At 58.6% G+C, this 22,618-nt stretch carries 21 protein-coding genes and 1 pseudogene; 10 read left to right on the forward strand and 12 right to left on the reverse strand.

Annotated elements, in window-relative coordinates; genetic code table 11:
• From xrtB to epsA, 8 genes are read right to left on the reverse strand one after another with little or no spacing between them, the layout of a single operon-like run.
• Complete coding sequence (gene xrtB / locus FDM28_RS17000; RefSeq protein ID WP_206022006.1) at positions 1-900, reverse strand: exosortase B; 900 nt, start codon at positions 898-900, stop codon at positions 1-3.
• A complete protein-coding gene (epsG, locus tag FDM28_RS17005; RefSeq protein WP_138517314.1) occupies positions 897-1,748 on the reverse strand; it encodes a chain length determinant protein tyrosine kinase EpsG in 852 nt (283 codons plus the stop codon). Before epsG ends, xrtB begins: the two co-directional genes overlap by 4 nt.
• Positions 1,745-3,121 (reverse strand): chain length determinant protein EpsF, encoded by a 1,377-nt coding sequence (gene epsF, locus FDM28_RS17010; RefSeq protein WP_138517316.1) that lies wholly within the window; start codon positions 3,119-3,121, stop codon positions 1,745-1,747. Before epsF ends, epsG begins: the two co-directional genes overlap by 4 nt.
• A 13-nt stretch (positions 3,122-3,134) precedes the next feature.
• Positions 3,135-3,938 (reverse strand): polysaccharide export protein EpsE, encoded by an 804-nt coding sequence (gene epsE, locus FDM28_RS17015; RefSeq protein ID WP_138517318.1) that lies wholly within the window; start codon positions 3,936-3,938, stop codon positions 3,135-3,137.
• 15 nt (positions 3,939-3,953) lie between these two features.
• Complete coding sequence (locus tag FDM28_RS17020) at positions 3,954-4,919, reverse strand: EpsD family peptidyl-prolyl cis-trans isomerase (RefSeq protein ID WP_206022007.1); 966 nt, start codon at positions 4,917-4,919, stop codon at positions 3,954-3,956.
• A gap of 8 nt (positions 4,920-4,927) precedes the next feature.
• A complete protein-coding gene (gene epsL / locus FDM28_RS17025; RefSeq protein WP_138517322.1) occupies positions 4,928-6,124 on the reverse strand; it encodes an XrtB/PEP-CTERM-associated polysaccharide biosynthesis outer membrane protein EpsL in 1,197 nt (398 codons plus the stop codon).
• A gap of 19 nt (positions 6,125-6,143) precedes the next feature.
• A complete protein-coding gene (locus FDM28_RS17030; protein ID WP_138517324.1) occupies positions 6,144-7,565 on the reverse strand; it encodes an undecaprenyl-phosphate glucose phosphotransferase in 1,422 nt (473 codons plus the stop codon).
• Entirely contained in the window at positions 7,558-8,358 is an 801-nt protein-coding gene (epsA, locus tag FDM28_RS17035) for an XrtB/PEP-CTERM-associated transcriptional regulator EpsA (protein WP_138517326.1), read from the reverse strand. The genes FDM28_RS17030 and epsA overlap by 8 nt, the downstream gene beginning before the upstream one ends.
• A gap of 311 nt (positions 8,359-8,669) precedes the next feature.
• Between epsA and galE the strand changes: the two genes are divergently transcribed.
• The 4 genes and pseudogenes from galE to FDM28_RS17055 all read left to right on the forward strand — a co-directional run.
• Complete coding sequence (galE, locus tag FDM28_RS17040; protein WP_138517327.1) at positions 8,670-9,680, forward strand: UDP-glucose 4-epimerase GalE; 1,011 nt, start codon at positions 8,670-8,672, stop codon at positions 9,678-9,680.
• A gap of 6 nt (positions 9,681-9,686) precedes the next feature.
• Positions 9,687-10,790, forward strand: a complete 1,104-nt coding sequence (locus FDM28_RS17045) for a nucleotidyltransferase family protein (protein WP_138517329.1) — start codon at positions 9,687-9,689, stop codon at positions 10,788-10,790.
• A 24-nt stretch (positions 10,791-10,814) separates the two neighbouring features.
• Positions 10,815-12,269 carry a mannose-1-phosphate guanylyltransferase/mannose-6-phosphate isomerase gene (locus tag FDM28_RS17050; protein WP_138517331.1) on the forward strand — a complete coding sequence of 485 codons (1,455 nt, stop codon included), beginning with the start codon at positions 10,815-10,817 and terminating at the stop codon, positions 12,267-12,269.
• Between the two features lie 164 nt (positions 12,270-12,433).
• Positions 12,434-12,871, forward strand: a pseudogene (locus FDM28_RS17055) (FxDxF family PEP-CTERM protein); the annotation flags it as partial.
• 95 nt (positions 12,872-12,966) lie between these two features.
• Here the strand turns inward: FDM28_RS17055 and FDM28_RS17060 are convergent.
• Entirely contained in the window at positions 12,967-13,896 is a 930-nt protein-coding gene (locus tag FDM28_RS17060) for a polyprenyl synthetase family protein (RefSeq protein WP_138517335.1), read from the reverse strand.
• A 207-nt stretch (positions 13,897-14,103) separates the two neighbouring features.
• Between FDM28_RS17060 and rplU the strand changes: the two genes are divergently transcribed.
• The 4 genes from rplU (at position 14,104) to proB (ending at position 17,041) form a co-directional block, all read left to right on the forward strand.
• Positions 14,104-14,415, forward strand: a complete 312-nt coding sequence (rplU, locus tag FDM28_RS17065) for a 50S ribosomal protein L21 (RefSeq protein ID WP_087496570.1) — start codon at positions 14,104-14,106, stop codon at positions 14,413-14,415.
• Positions 14,416-14,426: 11 nt separating this feature from the next.
• On the forward strand, positions 14,427-14,684 hold the full coding sequence (gene rpmA / locus FDM28_RS17070) for a 50S ribosomal protein L27 (RefSeq protein WP_087496571.1): 258 nt from the start codon (positions 14,427-14,429) through the stop codon (positions 14,682-14,684).
• Positions 14,685-14,757: 73 nt separating this feature from the next.
• The gene (gene cgtA / locus FDM28_RS17075) at positions 14,758-15,849 is read left to right on the forward strand and encodes an Obg family GTPase CgtA (protein ID WP_138517337.1); all 1,092 of its coding nucleotides are present in this window, start codon (positions 14,758-14,760) and stop codon (positions 15,847-15,849) included.
• Between the two features lie 55 nt (positions 15,850-15,904).
• On the forward strand, positions 15,905-17,041 hold the full coding sequence (gene proB, locus FDM28_RS17080; RefSeq protein ID WP_138517339.1) for a glutamate 5-kinase: 1,137 nt from the start codon (positions 15,905-15,907) through the stop codon (positions 17,039-17,041).
• A gap of 34 nt (positions 17,042-17,075) precedes the next feature.
• Here proB and FDM28_RS17085 read toward each other — a convergent pair whose 3' ends face one another.
• Positions 17,076-17,588 (reverse strand): CNP1-like family protein, encoded by a 513-nt coding sequence (locus FDM28_RS17085; RefSeq protein WP_138517341.1) that lies wholly within the window; start codon positions 17,586-17,588, stop codon positions 17,076-17,078.
• Entirely contained in the window at positions 17,581-18,207 is a 627-nt protein-coding gene (locus FDM28_RS17090) for an RNA pyrophosphohydrolase (RefSeq protein WP_138517344.1), read from the reverse strand. Before FDM28_RS17090 ends, FDM28_RS17085 begins: the two co-directional genes overlap by 8 nt.
• Positions 18,208-18,298: 91 nt before the next feature.
• Here FDM28_RS17090 and FDM28_RS17095 point away from each other — a divergent pair, with 91 nt between their 5' ends.
• Positions 18,299-20,041 (forward strand): proline--tRNA ligase, encoded by a 1,743-nt coding sequence (locus FDM28_RS17095; protein ID WP_138517346.1) that lies wholly within the window; start codon positions 18,299-18,301, stop codon positions 20,039-20,041.
• On the forward strand, positions 20,038-20,682 hold the full coding sequence (locus tag FDM28_RS17100) for a lytic transglycosylase domain-containing protein (RefSeq protein WP_138517348.1): 645 nt from the start codon (positions 20,038-20,040) through the stop codon (positions 20,680-20,682). The genes FDM28_RS17095 and FDM28_RS17100 overlap by 4 nt, the downstream gene beginning before the upstream one ends.
• Here the strand turns inward: FDM28_RS17100 and FDM28_RS17105 are convergent.
• On the reverse strand, positions 20,679-22,589 hold the full coding sequence (locus FDM28_RS17105; RefSeq protein ID WP_170211835.1) for a putative bifunctional diguanylate cyclase/phosphodiesterase: 1,911 nt from the start codon (positions 22,587-22,589) through the stop codon (positions 20,679-20,681). The genes FDM28_RS17100 and FDM28_RS17105 overlap by 4 nt on opposite strands.
• Positions 22,590-22,618: the final 29 nt, after the last annotated feature.

A 22,618-nucleotide genomic window follows, 5' to 3' on the forward strand; every position in this document is an offset into this window, starting at 1 on the left:
TCAGCTTTGTGCTCGGATTTTTTGTTGGCGGAAGTTTTCGAATGTCTGGAGTGCGGTGTCGAACGCAATGATCAGTAGCAGTGCACTCAAGAACAGCACCATGCCGGCAAAGCCGTGCAAGAAGCCTTGGCCGGCTTCGTCGCCAAAGTGGTAAGTGATCAGGCTCAGGGCCATCACGCGGATGACGTTGGCGGTAAACGAGATGGGCACGATCAAAACGGCCAGGCCCACGTTGCGGAATAGTGAGTCGCGGCGCACAAGGTTGAGGTACAGCAGGCCCAGTGCTTCGAGGGTCAGCAAGGTGTGCAGCCCGGCGCAAGCGTCTGCCACCAGCAGCATGTATTGCCCGATTTGCAAAATCACGCCGTTGCGGCCTATGGGGTAACCCACCCAAAACAGTACATGCTCCGCTACATAAGACACGGCCATCTTCATGGGCATGGTCACGGTGTCCACTACCACGCCGGGGAGAGGCACCATAAATAGCATGAAGAACAAGGCAAACCATTGCGCCTTGAGCGCTTTGGGGCCCAGATTCAGCAGTGCAATGCCAATCAGCAGCCAGATGACCGAGCCGATTTCAAATAGCAAGATGTCTTGCGAACGGCCCAGTGTGTACAAAAGCAAGCCGATCACAAAAAACAACCATCCCCAAGTGCTGCTGTGTTCGCCATGGCTGGCCTCCAGCATGGCGGGCCAGTTGCGGTAAATCAGCCAGCAGGATATGCCCAGCACGATGGGGCCGTGCATTTGGGCGTCTTCCGCCCAGATACCGTGAAACAAGTCCCATAAGCTGGGCAAGTACAAAACGGCAAGGCCCACCACAACAGGAAGCCACTGCAGGGCCACGGCGGTAAGGCCGGGTTTGCCAAGGTACACGCGGGGCATGGGGGTGCTCATGTGTCGTTCAGCACAGAGCCCACCAGGGCCACGCCGCTGTCTTGCAGGCGGCGGGCCAGTTGGCTGGCTTGGGGCACCAAGCTGGTGTTTTGCCGCGCCACAAGCAGCGCGGCACCTGCGCGTGCCGCGGTAATTTCCGCATCCGCAAATTCGGCACCGGCGGGGGTGTCGATGATGATCACATCAAACTGTTGGCTGGCAATGCGCAGCAGGTCGCCAAAAGCGGGGCGCCCCAGCAGCTCTTGCGGGTTGGGGGGCGTGGCACCTGCGGGCAACACAGCTAGGCCGGGCAGGCCGGGAATGAGCTGTGCCACCTCCAGCCCGGCACGGTTGGCCAATATGGCCGACAAGCCTGCGCTTTTGCCTAGTTTGAACAAGGTGTTTTGGCTACGCTCGGGTTTGGAGCGCATGTCAGCATCAATGAGCAGGGTGCGCTCACCTTGCTGGGCAAACACAATGGCCAAGTTGGCGGCCACAAAGCTGCGGCCTTCGCCGTTGCCCGGGCTCACAATCGCCATGACTTTGCGGGCAGGGTCCGTGTTAAACCAGCGCAGCATGAGCTGGCTGCGTACAGCGCGCAGGTTTTCGCCCACGCGGCTGAAGGGCTTGTAGGCCGCTACTAGCTCGGTGCTGACGCTCTGGTCTTGGTCGCTCAGGTACGAGTAGTCAAACTGCTTGCTCAGCGCAAAGTCAATGTCGTCTTTGCTGAGCACCTTCAGGGCCAATGCAGCTTCGCCGAACTGCACTTTGTCTTGGTGCTGGCGCTCTACGATGCGGGCCGCATCTTCTTGGCTCAGACGGCCGGTGGCCACCAAGATGTCGCCAATGGTTTTGGTGTTGTTGCTCATGCCCGTACTCCAATGGCGGTGCGTTTAAACATGCCGGATGCCGAGCTGATGGTGCCCAACACGGGTAACTCAAGGGCTTCAACCAAGTCGTCGGTGGACCGGACGCGACGGTTCATCAGCTCAAGTACCAACGCAAGGCCCACCGCCAAGATGCCGCCTAAAAAGATGGATACCAAGGTGTTCAGCAGCACTTTGGGTTTGGACGGGTCTGGCGGCGGGCTCGCGGGGTTGAGCACCGCGATATTGGTTTGGTTGGTTTGGCTCTCAATATTGGTTTGCGAGGCCCGCTGGCTCACGATCTCGAAAGCGCGCTGGGCAGATTCAATGTCGCGGCGCAGCACGTTGAGTTCATCGCGCTGTTTGTTCAGCAGCAGCACGCGGGCCTTCTGGCTAGCCAAGGCGCCTTGCAGTTGGGCCTCGCGCTGTTTGCCTACCTGGTAGGTGGTGTCGATCGACGCGGTGATTTTTCTAGTCTCTGCATCCAGTTGCGCCTTAAGGGCGGCTAGCTCTGCTTCTGTGCGCTGGATTTGCGGGTGGTTTTTGCCCAGGTTGCCGCTGGCTTCAATCAGCTTGGCTTCCAGGCGGGCAATGTCGGCCTTCAGGCCGTTGACCAGGGGGCTTTGCATGACTTCTGCAATGGTGTCTGCCTTGGTGCTTTGGCGTTTGCTCTGGCTATCGGTAGTCAACGCTTGCACGCCGGTGAGCTGGCTGCTGGTTTCGTTGAGCTTGGCGGTTTCAAAGTCCATGCGCTCGTCGGCAGAGGTAATGCCGTTGGCCTGCTGGTAGTCAGACAAGGCTTGCTGGGCCGCTTCCAGCTTGCTGCGGGCAGCCTTAGTTTGCTCATCAAAAAATGCAGCAAATTGGCGGGCGGGGGCTACGCGCAGCTCCAGGTTCACGTCCATATAGGCCTGCGCGAATGCGTTGGCTACTGCGGCGGCAAACTCGGGGTCGGTGCCGGTGTAGTTGACGTTGATGACGTTGCTTTCGCGGCTGGGTTTGACATCCAGGTTTTTTTGCAACAGCGTGGCCAGCCAGTCGCGCAACTGGCCTTTGCCTTGGGTGGCTTCTTGCCACTGGGCTTGAATGGCGGGGCTGGTTTCCATGCGCAGATTTTTCACCACGGCTTGGGCAACACGGTCACTGTTGATGATGTCCACTTGGGTGGCCATGTAGCCGGGGGCCATCATGCCTTGCAGCATCATGCCGCTGACCGGGTCGGGGGACTTGACGTCCACCACCACTGCGGCGCTGGCGGTGTATTGCTTGGGGAGCAGCAGGCTCACAGTGACGGTGGTGGCTACGGTCAATACAAAAGCCAGTAGGGCTACTTTCCAGCGGGCGCGCAATATGAGTAGGAATTGTTGGAGTGTCATGGCGGGGCCCGGTTTAGAAAATGCTTTCTTTGACGTAGAGCACGTCGTTGGCCTGCACGGTGTCAGTCAACTGGGGTTCAATTTGTTGCACCGAGCCGTTGGGCAGTTTGCGGTGCAGGCGCAGGCGCTTCTCCGACCCGCGGGCGTTGGGGCCGCCGCCTTGGGCCAGAGCTTGCATGATGGTCATGTCGCGCTCAATGCGGAAGGAGCCGGGGCGCTGCACTTCGCCATAGATAAAAAACACGGGCGCGCGGTGCACATAAATGGTGTCGCCACCCTGCAGCAGCAGGTTGTCCTGGGCTTTGTCGTTCAAAAAGATGGACGGAATGTCGATCTCTTTGCGAAAGACCTTGCCATCGCGCACGCCGGTAACTATCACCACGTCGTCTCCCGCGTTGGTCGCACCGCCGGCGTTAGCCAGCATGTCGCTCAGGCGGGTGTTCACAGTTTCCAGCGGAAAGCGGCCGGGGCGTGCTACCTGGCCCAACACAGACACTTGGTTGCCACGGATTTGAATGAGAGCAATGTTGACCTGCGGTTTTTGGATAAAGCCACCGGCTTGCAGGGCATCGGCAATCTTCTTTTCAGCGGCGGCTACCGACAGGCCACCCAGCGGCACGGCGCCTATGAGCGGGTAGGTGATGATGCCGCTTTCAGACACGCGGGTTTCAATGGTGAGGTCCGGGTTTTGGAAGACTTGCACCTTGATGGTGTCGCCCGCGCCCAGCGGGTAGTCGGCTTTGCCGTCTTGCGCCTGGGCTATCAGGCTACTGAGACCGAGTAAGCCGATAGCGAATAGTTGTGTGAGTTTTTTCATGGTTGTGGTGCTGGCTTACTTCAGGCCGGAGACGCCTTTTTCGATAACGGACTTGGTTTTGTCTTCGCTTGCGGCAGATGTGGGCTCTGCTGGGGTAGGCGTGGGGGCGGGAGCCGTAAGAGCTGCGGCGGCGTTGCCTTCAAACTCTCCCATGTAGGTGATTTTGGTGGTGCTGCGCAGTTGCTTGATGTTGGCTGCCACGGCTTCGCCCGCGCGCTGATTGATCAAAAACTGCTCAATGCGTGGCAACGCTGCGGCTTCGGCCACGGGCGCTTGCTGCGAAGACACCACGCGCACCACGGTGTTGCCTTGGGGGTTGTCGATGACAGTGGATTGACCATCTTTGAGTGCGTGGATTTTGGGCAGAGCCTCCAGCGGGATTTGCTCTGCGGCGCGGGTGGCGCTGCCGCCGTTGAACGGAATATTTTTAGCCTTGAGCGCAGCAGCAATGTCTTCCAGGCTTTTGCCTGTGGCTACCAGGGCTTTGAGCTGGTCTGCAACGCCCGGGGTGGCGGGGGCCACGATTTCTTGCACATTGAAAATGCGGCGCTCGCTGAACAACTGAGGGTGCTCAGTGAAGTATTTTTTGGTTTCTTCGGCGGTGGGCTTGGCGGTGCTCGCGGTGATTTGCTGAATGTAGGCACGGGCCAGAATGTCGCGCCGGGCGGCTTCAATTTGTGCCACCACATCGGGGGAGCGGTGCAGCTTGTTTTCGGTGGCTTGGTCGACAGCGAGTTGCTGGTCGATGAGCTTTTCGAGCACTTCTTTGCTCATGGCCTTCAAGGCTTCAGGACTCGCACCACCGGTGTTGGCACGGCTGAGCACCTGGTTGATTTGGTGGACAGAGATTTCTTCGCTACCCACTTTGGCGGCTACTTGGGTGGCGACTTTTTTGCCTTCTTTGTCTCCGCAGGCAACCAGCGCAGCGGCCAGGGCAACGGCCAGCAGGGTGGTAGAGAGGCGTGTGTGTTTCATGATCATGGGCTTGCTCAGTAAGTCAGTTGTGCGGATAAGAAAAGCATGGTGCTGTCGTAGTCCAACCCGGCTTGGTTGACGCCACGCGAAGCTGATTGCAGCGATGCGCTCAAGGCCAGTTTTTGGTGGGGTTGCCAGTTCACAGACACGCTGGTGTCGCGGGTTATGTCGCGGCGGGTACTGCTTTGGCCAGCGGTGGGGCTGCCCGCGTAGTCGCGTTGGGCCCATTCGTGTTTGAGGCGCAGGCCTACCTTGGGGCTGATTTGCCACACCGGGCCGATGCTGATGCGATCGGTGCTGGAGTAGTTGGTGTTAGTAGTGGCATACGCGTCTAGCGCGTGGGTGAAGCCTAAGCTGAGGCTGGATTTGCCGCTAATGGCCCAGTTGACGCCCGTGCCGAAGTTAAACCCGCTGTAGTCTCGCTGCCCATAGGTGGGGTGGGTGCGGTTGATGTGGGTGATGTTGGCGTTGGCCGAGTTGCCGCCGCCCAAGTCCCAGCGCAGGCGCAGGTCGTTGTCGATTTGGGTGTACTGGCTGTCTTGAGAGCCGGTGTTAGGCACCACGCGGTTGAGGTAACTGCCTTTGCCGGCCCGCATTTGGTAGCTGATGTTGCTACCGGAGCCGAATACGTAGCGCACTCCAGCGTCCACGGAGTTGGTGGTGAAGTCGCTTCCAGTAACTTGAGCAAGCTGGTTTTCCTGGCGGGTGGTGCTGGCGCCGCCAATCAAACGCCAGGGGCCATCGAGTTGCGCTGTGGCGTCAAAGCGGGTGGTGGTGTCTATGCGCTGGTTGCGCTGGCGGTAGCCGGTAAAGTCTGCAAAGCTGTTGAGTGTTTCTTTGCGGTCTGTGCTCAGTGTGCCGGTCACGCTGGGCGTGATGGCCCATTGCCATGCTGCGTCGTAGTTAGTTGCAGCAAAGCTCAAGTAGTTGAAGTTTTGGTACTGGTAGTCCACCACGTTGAGGTTGACGGCCAGTGTTTGCAGGCTTTGTTGGGTGTTAAAGCCCAAGCCGAGGGTGGTGACACCAATAGTTTCTGCGGCGCTGCTTTTGCCGATCAGGTTTTGCGTGTTGGCGCTGGAGGGCAGGCGAAACAGGTTGCTATCGGTTTGCACCGTGTAGCCCGCTGTAAGCGTGAGCGGGTCTTGCTGGGCGTGTGATGCACCAGCGGCTACCAAGGCCACTAGGGCCGGGAGTGTGTGGGAGATACGCATGGGTCCTGTACGCCTGGGCTCAGTACGCCTGTTGGTCTTTGGCCACCAGACGCACCGTGCGCAAGATGATGTGAATGTCCAGGCGCAAAGACCAGTTGCGCAGATAGTCGAGGTCGTAGTCAATGCGGCCTTGCATTTTGTCCAAGGTGTCGGTTTCGCCGCGGTAGCCGTTGACTTGGGCCCAGCCGGTAATGCCGGGTTTGACTTTGTGGCGCACCATGTAGCCTTTGATGAGCTTGCGGTACAGCTCGTTGTGGGCCACGGCGTGCGGGCGGGGGCCGACGATGCTCATGCGGCCTTGCAGCACATTGATGAACTGGGGCAGCTCATCGAGCGATGTTTTGCGCAAAAAGGCACCCAGTGGGGTGATGCGGCTGTCGTTCTTTTTGGCTTGGGTGACCACACCGCCGTCTTCGGTGACGGTCATGGAGCGGAATTTGTAGACCAATATTTCTTCACCATCCAGCCCGTAGCGCCGTTGCTTGAAGATGATGGGGCCGGGGGACGTGAACTTGACGGCTGCGGCAATGGCGAGCAGCACAGGGGCAATCAGGGTGAGGATGCCAAGCGAAAACACAATGTCGCTCAAGCGCTTGACCGCACCATTGGCACCACGGAAAGGGGTTTCACACACCGAGATCACCGGCATGCCGCAGACGGCGCTGGGGTGGCCCTGAATCAGATCGGTGACGAACATATCGGGCACAAAGTAAATGGAGGCCGTGGTGTCTTTGAGCTCGTCCAGGATGTGCAGGATGCGCGGCTGCGAGGCCATGGGCAGGGAGAGGTAGATCACCTGGATGCGGCTTTGCTGTGCAATGGTGGCGAGTTGGTCCAGCTTGCCGAGCAGGGGGTAGGAGGCGTCGGAAGCCAAGCGCTCGGTGTTGCGGCTGTCTACAAAGCCCACCAATTCCATGCGGGAGTAAGGGGAGCTTTTGAGTTTGTCGGCCAGGGCAAGGCCTTGCTCGTTCATACCCACAATCAAAGCCCGCTGTTTGCCGCCGTTGAGGCGCATCAACGTGGGGGCGGCCAGGCGCAGGCCCAGGGTGAGGGTGATTTCGGTGGCGGGGGCCGCCCAGAGCCAGGCGATGAGTGCGTCGCGGTCAAACTGTTTGACGTAGCCGGTGGCGTAGCCGGTGATGCCGAGCAAGCCCGCAATCCACACCCAGTTCAGGCCGATATCGAGCAGGCTGCCGGCCTTGGAGGCTTGCAACCGCGGCTCCCCCGGAAAAGTGAGCGCAAAGGTGAGCACTGCCAGTAGCAGGTAGGCGGGGGGAATATCGCCTTCGTAAATATATGCAATGACCCATAGCGAGCCCACGAGTGCAGCCGCGCAGAGGCAGGACTCGAGCATGCCGAGCAGGTTGTCCCGGCCCATGGAGGCTTGCTCGACACCGCGGTTGAACTCCGCCGCTGAAACCGTGACGTGCGCCTTAGACATGGCTGACCCAAGCGCGGAATTTGCCAACGGCTTGGGCGCGGTTGGATACGTCGAGCTTGCGGAAGACGCGCTGCATATGGTTTTTGACGGTGAATGCACTGATATCCAGGATGGACCCGATTTCGGGGTTGGTTTTGCCGAGTGCGACCCATTTCAGGATCTCGGCTTCGCGTTCGGTTAGCACGTCGGCCTCGGCGGGCAAGGCGGGTGTATCTGCCGTGGCAGGAGCAGCACCGATGTTGGCTTGGTGGGGCAGGTGCTCCACTTGGCGCAAGGCTGTGTCGATGTAGGGCAGCACAACCGCCATGGCGTTGCGTTCTTTCTCTGAAAACAGCTCTTGGGTGCTGAACACGACATAGAGGCAATCGTGGCTGCCGCGTTCGTCGGTGATGCCATGCACCGTGGCAGAGCGCATTTTTAACAAGGCCCCGCCCAAAGCACTTTTCAGGCCAGCATCGTCCATCGAAAAGCCGGATTGCCCGGCGTTGAGGCTGAAAGGCCGCTTGCCGAAGCTGGTCCAGCGCTCAAATAGGCTCACCAGCAGTGGTGTGAGCGGCTCGGTGTGGGAGGCGTGGGAGCGCACGCCGGCCATCGCGGAGAGGATGTCGTGCTGCACCGCACCGTTGGCAAAGTCACCCCACGAGGCAATCAGGATGTCGTGCGGCAGGTACTTTTGCATGTCGCCCTGCAACCAGATCAGCATGTCGAAGTGGCTGCGCACATCCACCGAGTGGGTAACCACGCGGTGGTAGTGATGAAGTTCCTCGGTACTGAGCGAGGGCAGAAAGGACATGGTGTGCACCGCGAGGTCTAAGGGTTAATGCTGATGTTTGAGCAAGTGCGCGATGGTACGTAGTCCATTCGGACCCGCCTATCCCCCAAATGGGTGAATTTGATCGGTGTAGTGCTATCCGCCACAGTTAATGTGAATTTGTTCACATTTCAAAAAGAAATCTTCTGTCTAATGCAGCGCTGGAATCTCACACGATGTTGTGACGGAACAGTGAATTCGCCCCTGAGGCAACCGGATATGTGTGGTGTTGTAGTCCGATTGGACTAAAGGGCAAACGCTAAACTTCTCACCAGAAAAAACGGGAGTAAACAATGATTTTTGTCACCGGCGGTGCGGGCTACATTGGTTCGCACACCTGTGTAGAGCTGTTGAATGCGGGCTTGGATGTGACCGTGTTTGATAACTTTTCCAATAGCCAACCAGAAGCCTTAAGTCGGGTGCAATCCATCGCCGGCAAGCAATTGCGGGTGGTTGAGGGTGATATTCGCGATGGCGTGGCGCTGCAACAAGCGCTGGCTGACAGCGGTGCAAAGGCGGTCATTCACTTTGCAGGGTTGAAGGCCGTGGGCGAGTCCGAGGCCGAGCCCTTGCGCTACTACGACAACAACGTGGTCGGCACCATGCGTTTGCTGGAGGCCATGAAGGCCACGGGCGTGAAGCAGATGGTGTTTAGCTCGTCTGCGACGGTGTATGGAGTACCCCAGTTTTTGCCCTACACCGAGCAGCACCCCTTGTCGGCAACCAATACCTACGGGCAGACCAAACTGGCGGTTGAGAGCATGTTGCGCGATGTGCATCGCAGCGACCCCGAGTGGCGTTTTGCCATCTTGCGCTATTTCAACCCGGTGGGGGCGCATCCGTCTGGCCGAATCGGTGAGGATCCGCAGGGCGTGCCCAACAACCTGATGCCTTTTGTGGCGCAAGTTGCGGTGGGGCGCCGAGAGTTTTTGAATGTGTGGGGTAACGATTACCCGACGCCGGATGGAACAGGGGTGCGGGATTACATCCACGTGGTGGATTTGGCGCTGGGACATGTGAAAGCCGTGCAGTTTTTGGAGCGGGAAGCAGGCTGCAATGCCATCAACTTGGGCTCGGGCGTGGGGCACAGTGTGTTGGATTTGGTGCGCGCTTTCGAGCGTGTGAGTAATCGGCCGGTTCCGTTTAAGGTTGGGCCTAGGCGTAGCGGTGATATCGCCGAGTCGTGGGCCAACCCCGCCTTGGCAAAGAATTTGCTGGGATGGTCTGCGATGTCTGATTTAAATAAGTTGTGCGCAGACACTTGGAATTGGCAAACACGCAATCCGAATGGATACACGGGATAAAAATAAATGACAAAAGGAATGATTCTGGCCGCTGGCCAAGGAACCCGCGTGCGGCCGCTGACCAAGGATTTGCCCAAGCCCATGGTGCCGATTTTGGGTAAGCCGGTGATGGAATACCTGATTGAGCACCTGGCCCGGCATGGCATACGCGAAATCATCATCAACGTGGCCTACCACCATCACCGGATTGAGCAGTATTTCGGGGATGGCAGCCGTTGGGGCGTGGAGATTGCCTACTCCTACGAAGGCGTGCGCGAGCATGGCGACATCTTGCCGCGGCCTATGGGCTCGGCAGGGGGCATGCGCAGGATTCAGGACTTCAGCGGTTTCTTTGACGAAACCACGCTGGTGTTGTGTGGCGATGCCCTGATTGACTTGGACATTACTGCCGCGATTGCAGAGCACAACGCCAAAGGCGCGCTCGCCAGCGTGGTGGCTTTGGAGGTGCCTCTGGAAGAGGTGCAAAACTACGGCATGGTGGTGGCAGACGATGACGGACGCATTCGCTCGTTCCAGGAAAAGCCGAAGCCTGAGGATGCTAAGTCCACCTTGGCCAGTACGGGTATTTACATTTTTGAGCCGGAAGTGCTCAACAAGGTGCCGGCTGGCAAGGTGTACGACATCGGCTCGGAGTTGTTTCCGCAGTTGGTGGCTGATGGGTCGCCCTTCTTTGTCCAAAACCGCCCTTTCCACTGGATCGACATTGGTCGGGTGAGCGACTATTGGACGGTGCTGCAGCGTGTGCTCAAGGGCGAGGTCGAGAACATGCCGATGCCGGGCAAGGAAGTGAAGCCCGGTGTGTGGGTGGGCTTAAACACGCAGATTCCGTGGGACAAAGTGAAGATTGAAGGCCCGGTGTACATCGGCTCCAGCGTGAAGATGGAGCCGGGTGCCACCATCATCGGCCCCGCTTGGATCGGGCATGGCAGCGTGATCCGCTCGGGGGCCCGTATTACGCGTGGCATTTTGTTTGAGTACACCCGCATTGCGCCGGACATGCATTTCCACGAGATGATTGTGTCACGCCTCTATTGCGTGAACCGCCATGGTGAAACCCTGTATGCAGGGGACGATACCTCCCGCTTGCGTTGGGGCGATGCGCGCGCTTGATTTTTTGACTATTCGAGAACTTTGATGTTGATTCAACCTGTTGTTTTGTCTGGCGGCTCCGGCACCCGTTTGTGGCCCTTGTCCCGCGAAAAGTACCCCAAGCAGTTATTGCCTTTGATCGGGAATGACTCGCTGCTGCAAGCCACGGTGCGTCGTGTGGAGGGTATTGCGGGCGTGGAGTTGGCTGCGCCTTTGGTAGTGTGCAACGAGGAGTACCGCTTTGTCATCGCGGAGCAGATGCGCTTGATGGGCAAGCCGGGCACCGTGGTGCTGGAGCCTTTAGGAAGAAATACGGCTCCAGCGCTTACTATTGCTGCGCGAGCAGCTATGAAAAACGGAGCGGACCCGGTTTTGCTGGTGATGCCTGCAGACCATGTCATTATGGACAAACCAGCGTTTCAGGCTGCCGTGGTGCAGGGTGCTGCGCTGGCTGAAAGCGGTGCTGTGGTGACGTTTGGCATCACACCGGATGCGCCCGAAACGGGTTATGGCTACATCCAGTCCGGGGCGGCATTTGGCGCGGACGGCGCCAAACAAATCGCTCGCTTTGTGGAAAAGCCGAACCTCGAAACCGCCCAAGCGTATTTGCGCGAGGGCACCTACTCTTGGAACAGCGGCTTGTTCATGATGAAGGCGTCGGTGTGGTTGGCGGCCCTGGAGCTTTGCCGCCCCGATATCGCCGGTGCATGTAAAACAGCGTGGGACCAGGGTAGCACCGACGGCGAGTTTGTGCGCGTGGGCAAAGACGCTTTTACTGCGTGCCCCAGTGACTCGATTGACTATGCGGTCATGGAGCGTTTGGCCGGTCAAACTGGCGCTGCATCTGTTGGCTTGCCGGTGGGCGTGGTGATTCCATTGTCTGCAGGCTGGTCCGACGTAGGGGCCTGGGAGGCCTTGTGGAATGTGTTGCCCAAAGATGCCGACGGCAATGTGGCGCAGGGCGATGTGCTCATGCAAGACAGTCGCAATACCTTGGCCTTGTCTGAAGGTCGCCTGATTGCGTGTGTGGGCGTGGATGATTTGATCGTGGTGGAAACTGCGGACGCGATTCTGGTGGCTCACAAAAACAAGACGCAGGACGTCAAGAAAATTGTGGATCGCTTGAAGCAAGCGGGACGCAGTGAAGGCCAGGCGCACCGTAAAGTATTCCGCCCTTGGGGCTGGTACGACAGCATCGACCATGGTGATCGCTTCCAGGTAAAGCGTATCGTGGTGAAGCCGGGCGCTGCGCTGTCGTTGCAGATGCACCACCATCGCGCGGAGCATTGGATTGTGGTGAGCGGTACCGCCAAGGTTACGGTGGGTGACAAAGCCGTACTGCTGTCAGAAAACGAGTCGACTTACATTCCGCTGGGTACGACACACCGTCTGGAAAACCCTGGCAAGTTGGCGCTGGAGATGATCGAAGTGCAGTCTGGCAGCTACCTGGGCGAGGACGATATCGTCCGCTTTGAGGATGTGTACGGACGCCAAGTGTGATTTTTTACACATTTTTGCCTTATGCCTAGTCCGTTGAGACTATGTCTTTTGACTTGGATGAGCGAGAAAATCGTGTTGTCTTTAGTTGATGTAACAAGATGTTTTTTCTTGTATCAATATTTGGGGGATTTATGAAGATAAAAAACTTGTTGATGGCAGTCCTGATTGCCGCCGCGAGCACTGCGGGTTTTGCTGGCGTGCTGACCTTTGCGGATGGCGAGGCTAAGATCGATGTCCAAGTCGCGAGCCCAACATTCCACGACGTATACAACCTCAAGGGATTGGGTGCGGGCACTTATGACTTCTCTGGTACGTTGAGCGGTAGTTATGTATCGTTCACTTCTGTAACCTTGAATGGTCAAGCTTGGACTGTTACCCCAAACGGAGGCTTCAGCTTTGCCTCTATCGAGTATTCTGGGAGCGGCCCATTCCAGCTGATCGTCGATGGTGTTAAGTTGACTGCGCCCAAAAAGTTCACATCTGGATACACCGGAACTATTTTTGCTGTGTCTGCAGTGCCCGAACCAGAAACCTATGCCATGCTGTTGGCCGGTCTGGGTGTGATGGGTGCTATCGCCCGTCGCCGCAAGCAGGCTGCTTAAGTAAGCGTCGCTCCATGTAAAAAGGGCTTGCCAGACGGCAAGCCCTTTTTACATGGAGCGACCGCTTGGTGCGCGCGAACTTGCGCGCTGTCTATTCAGTGATTCCGCTCCAAAAGCTGCGTTGCTAGCTGGATCAGGCAAGCGGAGTGATCATTCTCGGGCAGGCGTTTGGCGGCCTTAACGGCGCGTGCGGCTTCTGCGCGTGCGGAGGCTTTGGCAACATCCAGCGCCCCTGTCTTGCGCACGATAGAGACCACGGCGTCCAACATGCTCAGGTCGCCAGTTTCAATGGCGGTTTGGATCGTTGCTCGCTCGTCTTCGGTGCCGCGTTGCATGGCGGCAATCAGCGGGAGGGTGGTTTTGCCTTCGCGCAAATCATCACCTAAATTTTTGCCCATGACCGCCGCGTCTCCGGCGTAGTCCAGCACGTCGTCGATTACCTGGAACGCGGTGCCCATGGCTTGACCGAACTCGGCGCATGCCTCTTCTTGCTCGGAGCTTGCACCGGACAGAATCGCACCCACGCGGGCACTGGCTTCGAACAATTTGGCAGTTTTGGAGCGAATGACTTGCAGATAGCCTGCTTCGTCGAGCGCCGCGTTGTGCATGTTCATCAGCTGCATCACCTCACCCTCCGAGATGATGTTGGTAGCGTCCGCCAAAACTTGCATGATGCGCATGCTTTGAGCGTCCACCATCATCTGAAAAGCGCGGGAATACAAAAAGTCTCCCACCAAGACGCTGGCCGGATTGCCAAAGCGTGCGTTGGCGGTGGGTGCCCCGCGGCGCAGGTCGGAATCATCTACCACGTCATCATGCAGCAGGGTTGCCGTGTGGATGAACTCCACCACGGCAGCCATGTTGAAGCGTTGCTCGCCTTTGAACCCCAATGCGCCGCAGCACAAGAGCAATAGGGCGGGACGCAAGCGCTTGCCGCCAGCGGAAATGATGTATTGGGATACGCTGCCGACCAGGGGAACGCCGGAGTCCAATCTCTGGGCGATGACCCTGTCAACTTCGCGCATGTCGGGCTCGACGATAGAGAGACTCGTCGAAGAAGCAGGAGTGGAGACTTGCAAGGCGTTAGACCGGTTTGTTTTGCTGAATTATAGAGAGCCGTAAGCGTCGATGCGGTGGCTATGCCTCGAGGCTTTGACGTTTTTCCACGAAATGCTATACTCCAAGGCTCTGTAAAAATTCATTTGCAGAATTTCCTAGTCGAAGAGGTCAACATGTACGCGGTCATAAAAACCGGCGGCAAGCAATATCGCGTTGCTGCTGGCGAAAAAATTAAAGTAGAACAGATTGCTGCGGACGTAGGCCAAGAGATCGTGATCGACCAGGTTCTGGCAGTCGGAAACGGCGCCGAACTGAAGGTTGGCACACCCTTGGTGTCCGGTGCGACCGTTACGGTCACAGTAATTTCCCACGGCAAGCACGACAAAGTGCGCATTTTCAAAATGCGTCGTCGTAAGCACTACCAAAAACGTCAAGGTCACCGTCAGCAGTTCACCGAACTGCAAATCGGCGCGATCAAGGCTTAAAGGAATAGGTCATGGCACAGAAAAAAGGCGGCGGCTCTACGCGCAACGGACGTGACTCCAAGCCAAAGATGCTCGGTGTGAAGGCTTTCGGCGGTGAATTGATCAGCGCTGGCTCCATCATCGTGCGTCAACGCGGCACCAAGTTCCACGCTGGCGACAACGTCGGCATGGGCGTGGACCACACCCTGTTTGCACTGGTGGACGGCAAAGTGTCGTTTGCAGTGAAGGGTGCGTTGAACAAGCACACAGTGAGCATTACTGCAGCGTAAACTGCATAGGCTCCCCCGAGAAACCCTGCGCCCTTCGCGCGGGGTTTTTCATTTTTAACCTCGGTGTACGACCATGAAGTTTGTTGACGAAGCCTACATTGATATCTCCGCGGGAGATGGTGGCGCGGGTTGCGTCTCCTTCCGGCATGAGAAGTACAAAGAATTCGGTGGCCCCAATGGCGGCGACGGTGGCCGTGGCGGCCACGTGTTTGCGGTGGCCGACTCCAACTTGAATACGTTGGTGGACTACCGCTTTGCGCGTCGTTATGACGCCAAGCGCGGCGAGCACGGAATGGGTTCCGATATGTTCGGCGCCGCGGGCGATGACATCACTTTGAAGATGCCTGTGGGCACCATCATTTCCGATGCAGAAACCGGCGAAGTGTTGTTCGAATTGTTGCAGCCCGGTGAGGTGATCACTATCGCCAAAGGCGGTGACGGTGGCTTCGGCAACCTGCGTTTCAAAAGTGCAATCAACCGTGCGCCACGCCAGAAAACACCGGGCTGGCCCGGCGAAAAGCGCAACCTCAAGCTGGAGCTGAAAGTGCTGGCAGATGTGGGCTTACTGGGTATGCCGAATGCCGGTAAATCCACGTTTATTTCGGCAGTGTCCAACGCACGCCCTCGGATTGCTGACTACCCGTTCACCACCCTGCACCCCAACTTGGGTGTGGTGCGCGTAGGCCCGGAGCAGAGTTTTGTGGTGGCGGATTTGCCTGGCTTGATCGAAGGTGCCGCCGAAGGTGCGGGCCTGGGTCACCAGTTTTTGCGGCACTTGCAGCGCACCCGCTTGTTGTTGCACGTGGTCGATATGGCGCCTTTTGATGAAGGCGTGGACACCGTGGCGCAGGCCAAAGCCATCGTGAATGAGCTCAAAAAGTACGACGAAGAGTTGTACAAAAAGCCGCGCTGGCTGGTGTTGAACAAGCTGGATATGGTGCCCACCGATGAGCGCGCGGCACTGATCAAAGACTTTGTGAAGCGCTACAAGTTCAAAGGCCCGGTGTTTGAAATCTCGGCCTTGACCCGTGAGGGTTGCGAGCCGCTGATCAAGGAGATTTACAAGCACATCAAGGCGCAGCAGATTGCTGAGATGCCGCATGTGGAAGTAGACCCACGCTTTGCGCCCGGTTCGGCAGAGCCTGATGCGAATCCTGCAGCGTAATTTGCTCCTATTTTCATAGCTGCTCGCGCATGTAAAACGGGCGCTACAAGCCAAAATGAATCAAAAATTCAGTTCAACCGTGTTGCGTGATGCCCGGCGCGTGGTGGTCAAAGTGGGCTCCAGTTTGGTCACCAATGATGGGCGCGGCTTGGACGAGCAGGCCATTGGGGAGTGGTGCCGGCAATTGGCGCATCTGATTCGTGATGGGCGTGAAGTCATCATGGTGTCCAGCGGCGCGATTGCCGAGGGCATGAAGCGTTTGGGCTGGACGACACGTCCCAAAGCGGTGCAGGAGTTGCAAGCGGCTGCGGCGGTGGGCCAGATGGGCTTGGCCCAGATGTATGAAACCAAGCTGCGTGCCAATGACCTGGGCAGCGCCCAAGTGCTGTTAACGCACGCCGACTTGGCGGACCGCGAACGGTACCTGAACGCCCGCTCCACGTTGTTAACCCTCTTGAAACTGGGCGTGGTGCCCGTGATCAACGAGAACGACACCGTCGTCAACGATGAAATCAAGTTTGGTGACAACGACACCTTGGGCGCCTTGGTGGCGAACCTGGTAGAAGCTGATGCTTTGGTGATTCTCACCGATCAAAAAGGCCTGTTTACCGCCGACCCACGCAAAGACCCGACGGCCACATTCGTGAGCGAGGCCTTGGCCGGCGATCCCAAGCTGGAACTGATGGCTGGCGGCGCGGGCAGCAGCATCGGTCGCGGAGGCATGCTCACCAAAATCTTGGCTGCCAAGCGGGCCGCGGGTTCTGGCGCCTCCACCGTCATCGCTTGGGGGCGGGAGCCAGACGCTCTGATCCGCTTGACCCAAGGCGATGCCATTGGCACGTTGTTGACGGCGCAAACCCAAAAGAACCAGGCCCGCAAACAGTGGATGGCAGACCATCTGCAGATGCGTGGCGCTGTGGTGGTAGATGCCGGTGCGGCGGCCAAGGTGCGTGACGAGGGCAAGAGCTTGTTGCCCATCGGCATGGTGCAAGTAGAGGGCGATTTTTCCCGTGGCGATGTGATTGCAGTGCGGGATGAAGCAGGGCAGGAAATCGCGCGCGGTCTGGCCAACTACGCCAGCGCCGAGGCCCGCTTGCTATGCCGTAAGCCTTCTGCTGAGTTCGAGCGCTTGCTCGGGTATGCGGCAGAACCGGAAATGTTGCACCGGGATAACTTGGTGCTCACACGCTAAGCCTTTTGACCTGGTGGCACACCGGGTTAGCGTTTCAATCTCCGCCCAGTTTGGGCGATTTCTTGCCAAATTGCAGTGCTTTGAGAATGTCTGCTTTGGAGCTCGCAACGCGTGCGTCGCAAGCGGCTTGCTTGGCAAACACGCGGGCATGCTGCGAACCCATGTTGTCCATCACATCCCGCCACACGGGTGTAGATACTGTAGACCAGCTGCCGCTCGAGCCTGCGCGTGCGTAGGTTTTCACTTCACCCGTGAGGCAGCGAATGCCTTCGTACACGGCATTGGTGGTGCCGGTGCTGTTGGTCATGACTGCCACATAGCGCACGATGCCATCCCCGCCGGTGTACAGCGTGTTGGGGTCAATGCCCACTTTCACCGTCACGAAGTTGGGCATGTCCAGCATGAGCAATTTGCTAGTGGAAAAGGCGGGAGGTGGTGCTTCTTTCTCCTCCGCCCAGTCCGGGTTGTCCAGCGTGTTTTGGGCCGTGGCAAGTGTGGCCCACAGCGACAAGGCCAGCAGGCCCAGCGTCTGTTGCAATTTATTCATGGTGAGGCGGCAGGTTGGTGCCCGGGTCCGGCTCAAAGGATGCGCCGGGCGGGAGTTCCATGATGTTGGGCTGCAGGCGGTCAAAGCCGCTGTCCGGGTCCCGGTGGCGACCTCCGCCATGCCGCAAAAAGCGGTTGCGAGATTCGTTGCGGGGCAAGTAGCGGGCCAACTCGGTCAGCGCCATTTCATACACCCCGCGTTTGAACTCCACGACGGCGTCCAAGGGCACCCAGTAGTCATTCCAGCGCCAAGCGTCAAACTCCGGATGGTCGGTGGCACGCAGGTTCAAATCCCAGTCGTGCCCCACCAGTTGCAGCAGAAACCAAATCTGCTTTTGTCCTTTGTAATGGCCTCGCGCGTCTCGGCGGACATACCTGTCCGGCACCTCGTAGCGCAACCAGTCCCGGGTACGGGCCACAATGCTTACATGCTCCGGGTGGAGCCCCACTTCTTCGTGCAATTCGCGGAACATGGCTTGCTCGGGAGTCTCCCCCCGGTCAATGCCACCTTGCGGAAATTGCCACGAATGGGTCCGTATGCGCTTGCCCCAAAATACCTGATTTTTCTGGTTGAGCAGGACGATGCCGACGTTGGGCCGAAATCCGTCCCGGTCAAGCATAATCAAACCCCAATTTTTAAACTTCATTCATTATGCACAGCGAAAGCGGTGCATCAAGGTCTGGAGTTCCCTGTAGTTCACTGAGCGACCCATGAAAGCCTCCCAATTCCTGATTTCCACCCTCAAAGAAGCACCCACCGATGCCGAAGTGGTGAGCCACAAGCTCATGATGCGTGCGGGCATGATCAAAAAACTGGGTGCCGGCATTTACAACTACATGCCCATGGGCCTGCGGGTGATCCGCAAGGTGGAGGCCATCGTCCGCGAGGAAATGAACCGCGCAGGCGCGGTGGAACTGACCATGCCGGTGGTGCAGCCTGCCGAGCTGTGGCAGGAAACAGGCCGCTTTGACAAGATGGGCCCTGAGCTGCTCCGCATCAAAGACCGGCATGAGCGCGATTACGTGGTGCAGCCCACCAGCGAAGAAGTAGTGACCGACATCGCCCGTCAAGAAATCAAAAGCTACAAACAGCTGCCCAAAAATTTCTACCAGATTCAGACCAAGTTCCGCGACGAGCGCCGCCCCCGCTTTGGCCTGATGCGCGGCCGCGAGTTCATCATGAAAGATGCCTACAGCTTCGACCGTGATCAGGATGCGGCAAAAGCCAGCTACCAGGTCATGGCCAAGGCCTACCGCCGCATCTTCGACCGCTTTGGCCTGACCTACCGCGCAGTAGCGGCGGACAGTGGCGCAATTGGCGGCGATTTGAGCGAAGAGTTCCAAGTAATTGCAGCGACGGGTGAGGACGCTATCGTCTACTGCCCTACCAGCGACTACGCCGCCAACATGGAAAAAGCAGAGGCTTTAGCGCCTGTGGCGCCCAGAGCGCCTGCGCAAGCTGCTATGGAAAAGGTAGCAACCCCGGGCAAGAGCACCTGCGCCGATGTGGCTGCGCTGCTGAGCGTGCCGCTGACGACCACAGTGAAGTCACTGGTGCTCGCCACTGATACGCTGGATGAGCACGGCGCGGTTCAAAAGACCCAGGTCTGGCTGTTGTTGCTGCGCGGCGACCACGACATGAACGAAGTCAAGGTCGGCAAGCTGCCCGGTTTGGCGGACTTCCGCTTTGCCACCGTGCCCGAAATCGAGGCGCACTTCGGAGCCAAGCCCGGCTACTTAGGCCCGATAGGTTTGAAGCTGCCGGTGAAGATCGTGGCGGACCGCGATGTGGCTGTCATGGCGGACTGGATTTGCGGTGCCAATGAGGAGGACTTCCACATCCGTGGTGTGAATTGGGGGCGTGATTTGCCCGAGCCTGCACTGGTGGCAGATATCCGCAATGTGGTGGAGGGCGATGCCTCGCCAGACGGCAAGGGCGTGCTGGCCATCGAGCGCGGTATTGAAGTGGGCCATGTGTTCTACCTCGGCACCAAGTACAGCAAGGCCATGAACGCCACCTTCCTCGACGTGAATGGCAAACCCCAGTTCATGGAAATGGGCTGCTACGGCATTGGTGTCACGCGCCTGCCGGCGGCTGCGATTGAGCAGAACCATGACGACAAAGGCATCATCTGGCCCGACGCCTTGGCGCCGTTTACCGTGGTGCTGTGCCCGATCAACCCCGATCGTTTCCCGGACGTAAAAGCCGCGGCCGACAAGCTCTATGAAGAATTGCTGGCTGCGGGTGTTGACGTGATTCTGGACGACCGCAACGAGCGCCCCGGCGCCATGTTTGCGGACTGGGAGCTGATTGGTGTGCCGCACCGCGTCAACATCGGCGATCGTGGTTTGAAAGACGGTGTGGTGGAGTACCAGCACCGCCGGGATGCTGCCGCTATCAGCGTGCCCGTGGCGGACATCGCCTCTTTGCTGCTTAACCGTCTCAAGGCATGAGTCTGCCGGTAGCCGGTTCGCTGATTTCAAGGCGAATCGGGCTGCAGCGCTTGACTGCTCTGTGCGGGCTGCTCTGTTTTTCGCAGCAAAGAGCATGGGCGGGCGCCCAGGTGGAAGAGCCATTGGTGGACTCGGTGCGTACCGCGCTGTCGTCGGCCATTACCAACTCGGCCCCGCCGATTCCGGAGTTTCAGGATACGGAGTCGCGCCTCAAATACCTGCGCTGGCTGGGTGCCATGAGCGAGCGCTTGAAGAAGAAAAAGCCCGAGTGGGATGTGCGCCGCGAGTTTTTGCAAACGGTCTGGTACGAGAGCAGGCGCGCCGGGCTGGATGTGTCATTGGTGCTCGGTCTGATCCAAGTGGAGAGCAACTTCCGCAAATTTGCCGTGAGCAGTGTGGGCGCTCGGGGCTATATGCAGGTCATGCCGTTCTGGACGCGGGTGCTGGGCGATGGGGATGCCGGCAAGCTGTTCCATATGCAAACCAATCTGCGTTTCGGTTGCGTGATCTTGCGCCATTATCTGGAGCGTGAGCGGGGCGATGTGTTCATGGCCTTGGGCCGCTACAACGGCTCCCGGGGCAAGGCGCCGTACCCCAACGCGGTGCTGGGCGCGCGCCGCAACTGGGAGTGGGCGGGCTAAGCCGCCTGGGTTGCCAGCGCCTGCGAGCGCATACTGGGGCGGGAGCGCCAATAAGCCTCAAAATCCCGTGCCGGCATGGGGCGGGCAAACAAGTAGCCTTGCGCCTGGTCGCAGCCCATGCGGGCCAAGGCGTCGCGTGTGGCCTCGTCCTCGACGCCTTCTGCGGTGACTGTCAGCCCCAAGCTCTTCGCCAGGTGGATGATGGCGCTGACCATGGCTACATCCTGCGCCCCTTGGAGCAAGCGGCGCACAAAAGACTGGTCGATCTTGAGCTTGTTGACGGAAAAGCGCTGCAGGTATGACAGGTTGGAGTAGCCGGTGCCGAAGTCGTCAATCGCCAGTCGTATGCCCATGTCCTGAATACGCTGGAGCGTGGAAATGAACTTCTCGGTGTCCCGGATCAGGGTGGACTCGGTCACCTCCAGCTCCAGCGCATGCGGGTCCAGACCAGTGTCTTGAAGCGCTTTGGCGATCACGGCCTCCACATTGCCCCGGCTGAATTGCACGGGGGAGAGGTTGACGGACACCGTCATGGGCGGCGCGCCAGCCTCACGCCACACCTGCATTTGCCGGCAGGCCTCGGTCAGCACCCATTGGCCGATATCCACAATCAGCCCCGACTTTTCTGCTGCAGGAATGAACAGCCCCGGCGACACCATACCCAGTTTGGGGTTTTGCCAGCGCACCAGGGCTTCGGCGCCTACGAGCTCGCCACTGTGCATATCAAACACCGGCTGATAGTGCAGCACAAACTCCTGCTGGGCCACCGCTTGCCGCATGCTGGAGACCAGTTGCAGGCTCTCGTTCATGCTGCTGCGGATGTCCTCGGAGAAGATGCGGAAGGTGTTGCGCCCGGCCTCTTTGGCCTGGTACATGGCTTGGTCGGCATGGCGCAAGAGCTCGTCAAACGTAGTACCGTGCTCCGGGTAGATGGCAATGCCGATGGAGCACGAGGCCAATACGTCCAACCCGCGCAGGTGAAAGGGCGCGTGCATGCGCTGCAGAATTTGCTCGCTGACCAGTACGATGTCCTCCACCCCGTGCAGGTCCGTCAGGCCGATCAAAAACTCATCACCTCCCTGACGGCAGACGATGTCCGTCTGCCGCACGGATTCGCGCAGGCGCTCGGCCACCTGGGTCAAAAAATTGTCGCCGGCGGAGTGGCCGACCGAGTCGTTCACGTCTTTGAAATTGTCCAAGTCCACAAACAACAGGGCGACCAGCGTGTGGTTGGTGGCAGCAACGCGCATGGCCTCGGTCAGCAACTCGTTGCCGAGCATGCGGTTGGGCAGGCGTGTCAGGCCGTCATGCTGGGCCAGGTAAGTCAGGTTTTTTTCAGACGCATGAAAACGGGCAATCTGGGCGCGCAGCCGGCTCAGCGCGTTGTGCATGTCGTAGGTGAGGAACCAGATCAAAAACCCATTCACCAGCAGAATGCTCAGGCTGTCGGTGAGCCGGTCCAGCTCGGTGCCCGGCGTGACCCCGGTGCGCCAGTTATTCAGCGTGCCCAAGCCCAGCAGCAACACGCAGCCGAGCATGAACATCAGCAGCATCCAGAAACGCCGCGGTTTGAGCAACTGGCCCGCCCCGATCAGGATGACGGGGTATCCCAAGAGCGACGAGTCCCGCAACCCGTCGCTGAACCACATGATGCTGAAAAGGGAGAGGGTGGCCGTGCCCAGAATCAGCCCGGCGGCAGCCTCGTAGTGGCCTTTGTAGTTCCACCACTGCCCGGGCAACATCATCGCGGCACCCAGGCCCAGGCTGATCACTACGTCCCAGCGGGATTGCATTCCGTACTGGATGGCAGTGCCGGTGAAGGCGATAAACACCAACAAGCCGAACTGAAAAATACGCCGGCTGCGGATGGCGGCGTCCTCTGTATCGTGGGCGAGGGGGGTGAACACAGCAGACTCCCTGCAAGGTTCTGACATGC

The sequence above is a fragment of the Rhodoferax bucti genome, assembly GCF_005876985.1.
In the GTDB taxonomy this organism is placed as follows: Bacteria; Pseudomonadota; Gammaproteobacteria; order Burkholderiales; family Burkholderiaceae_C; genus Allorhodoferax; species Allorhodoferax bucti.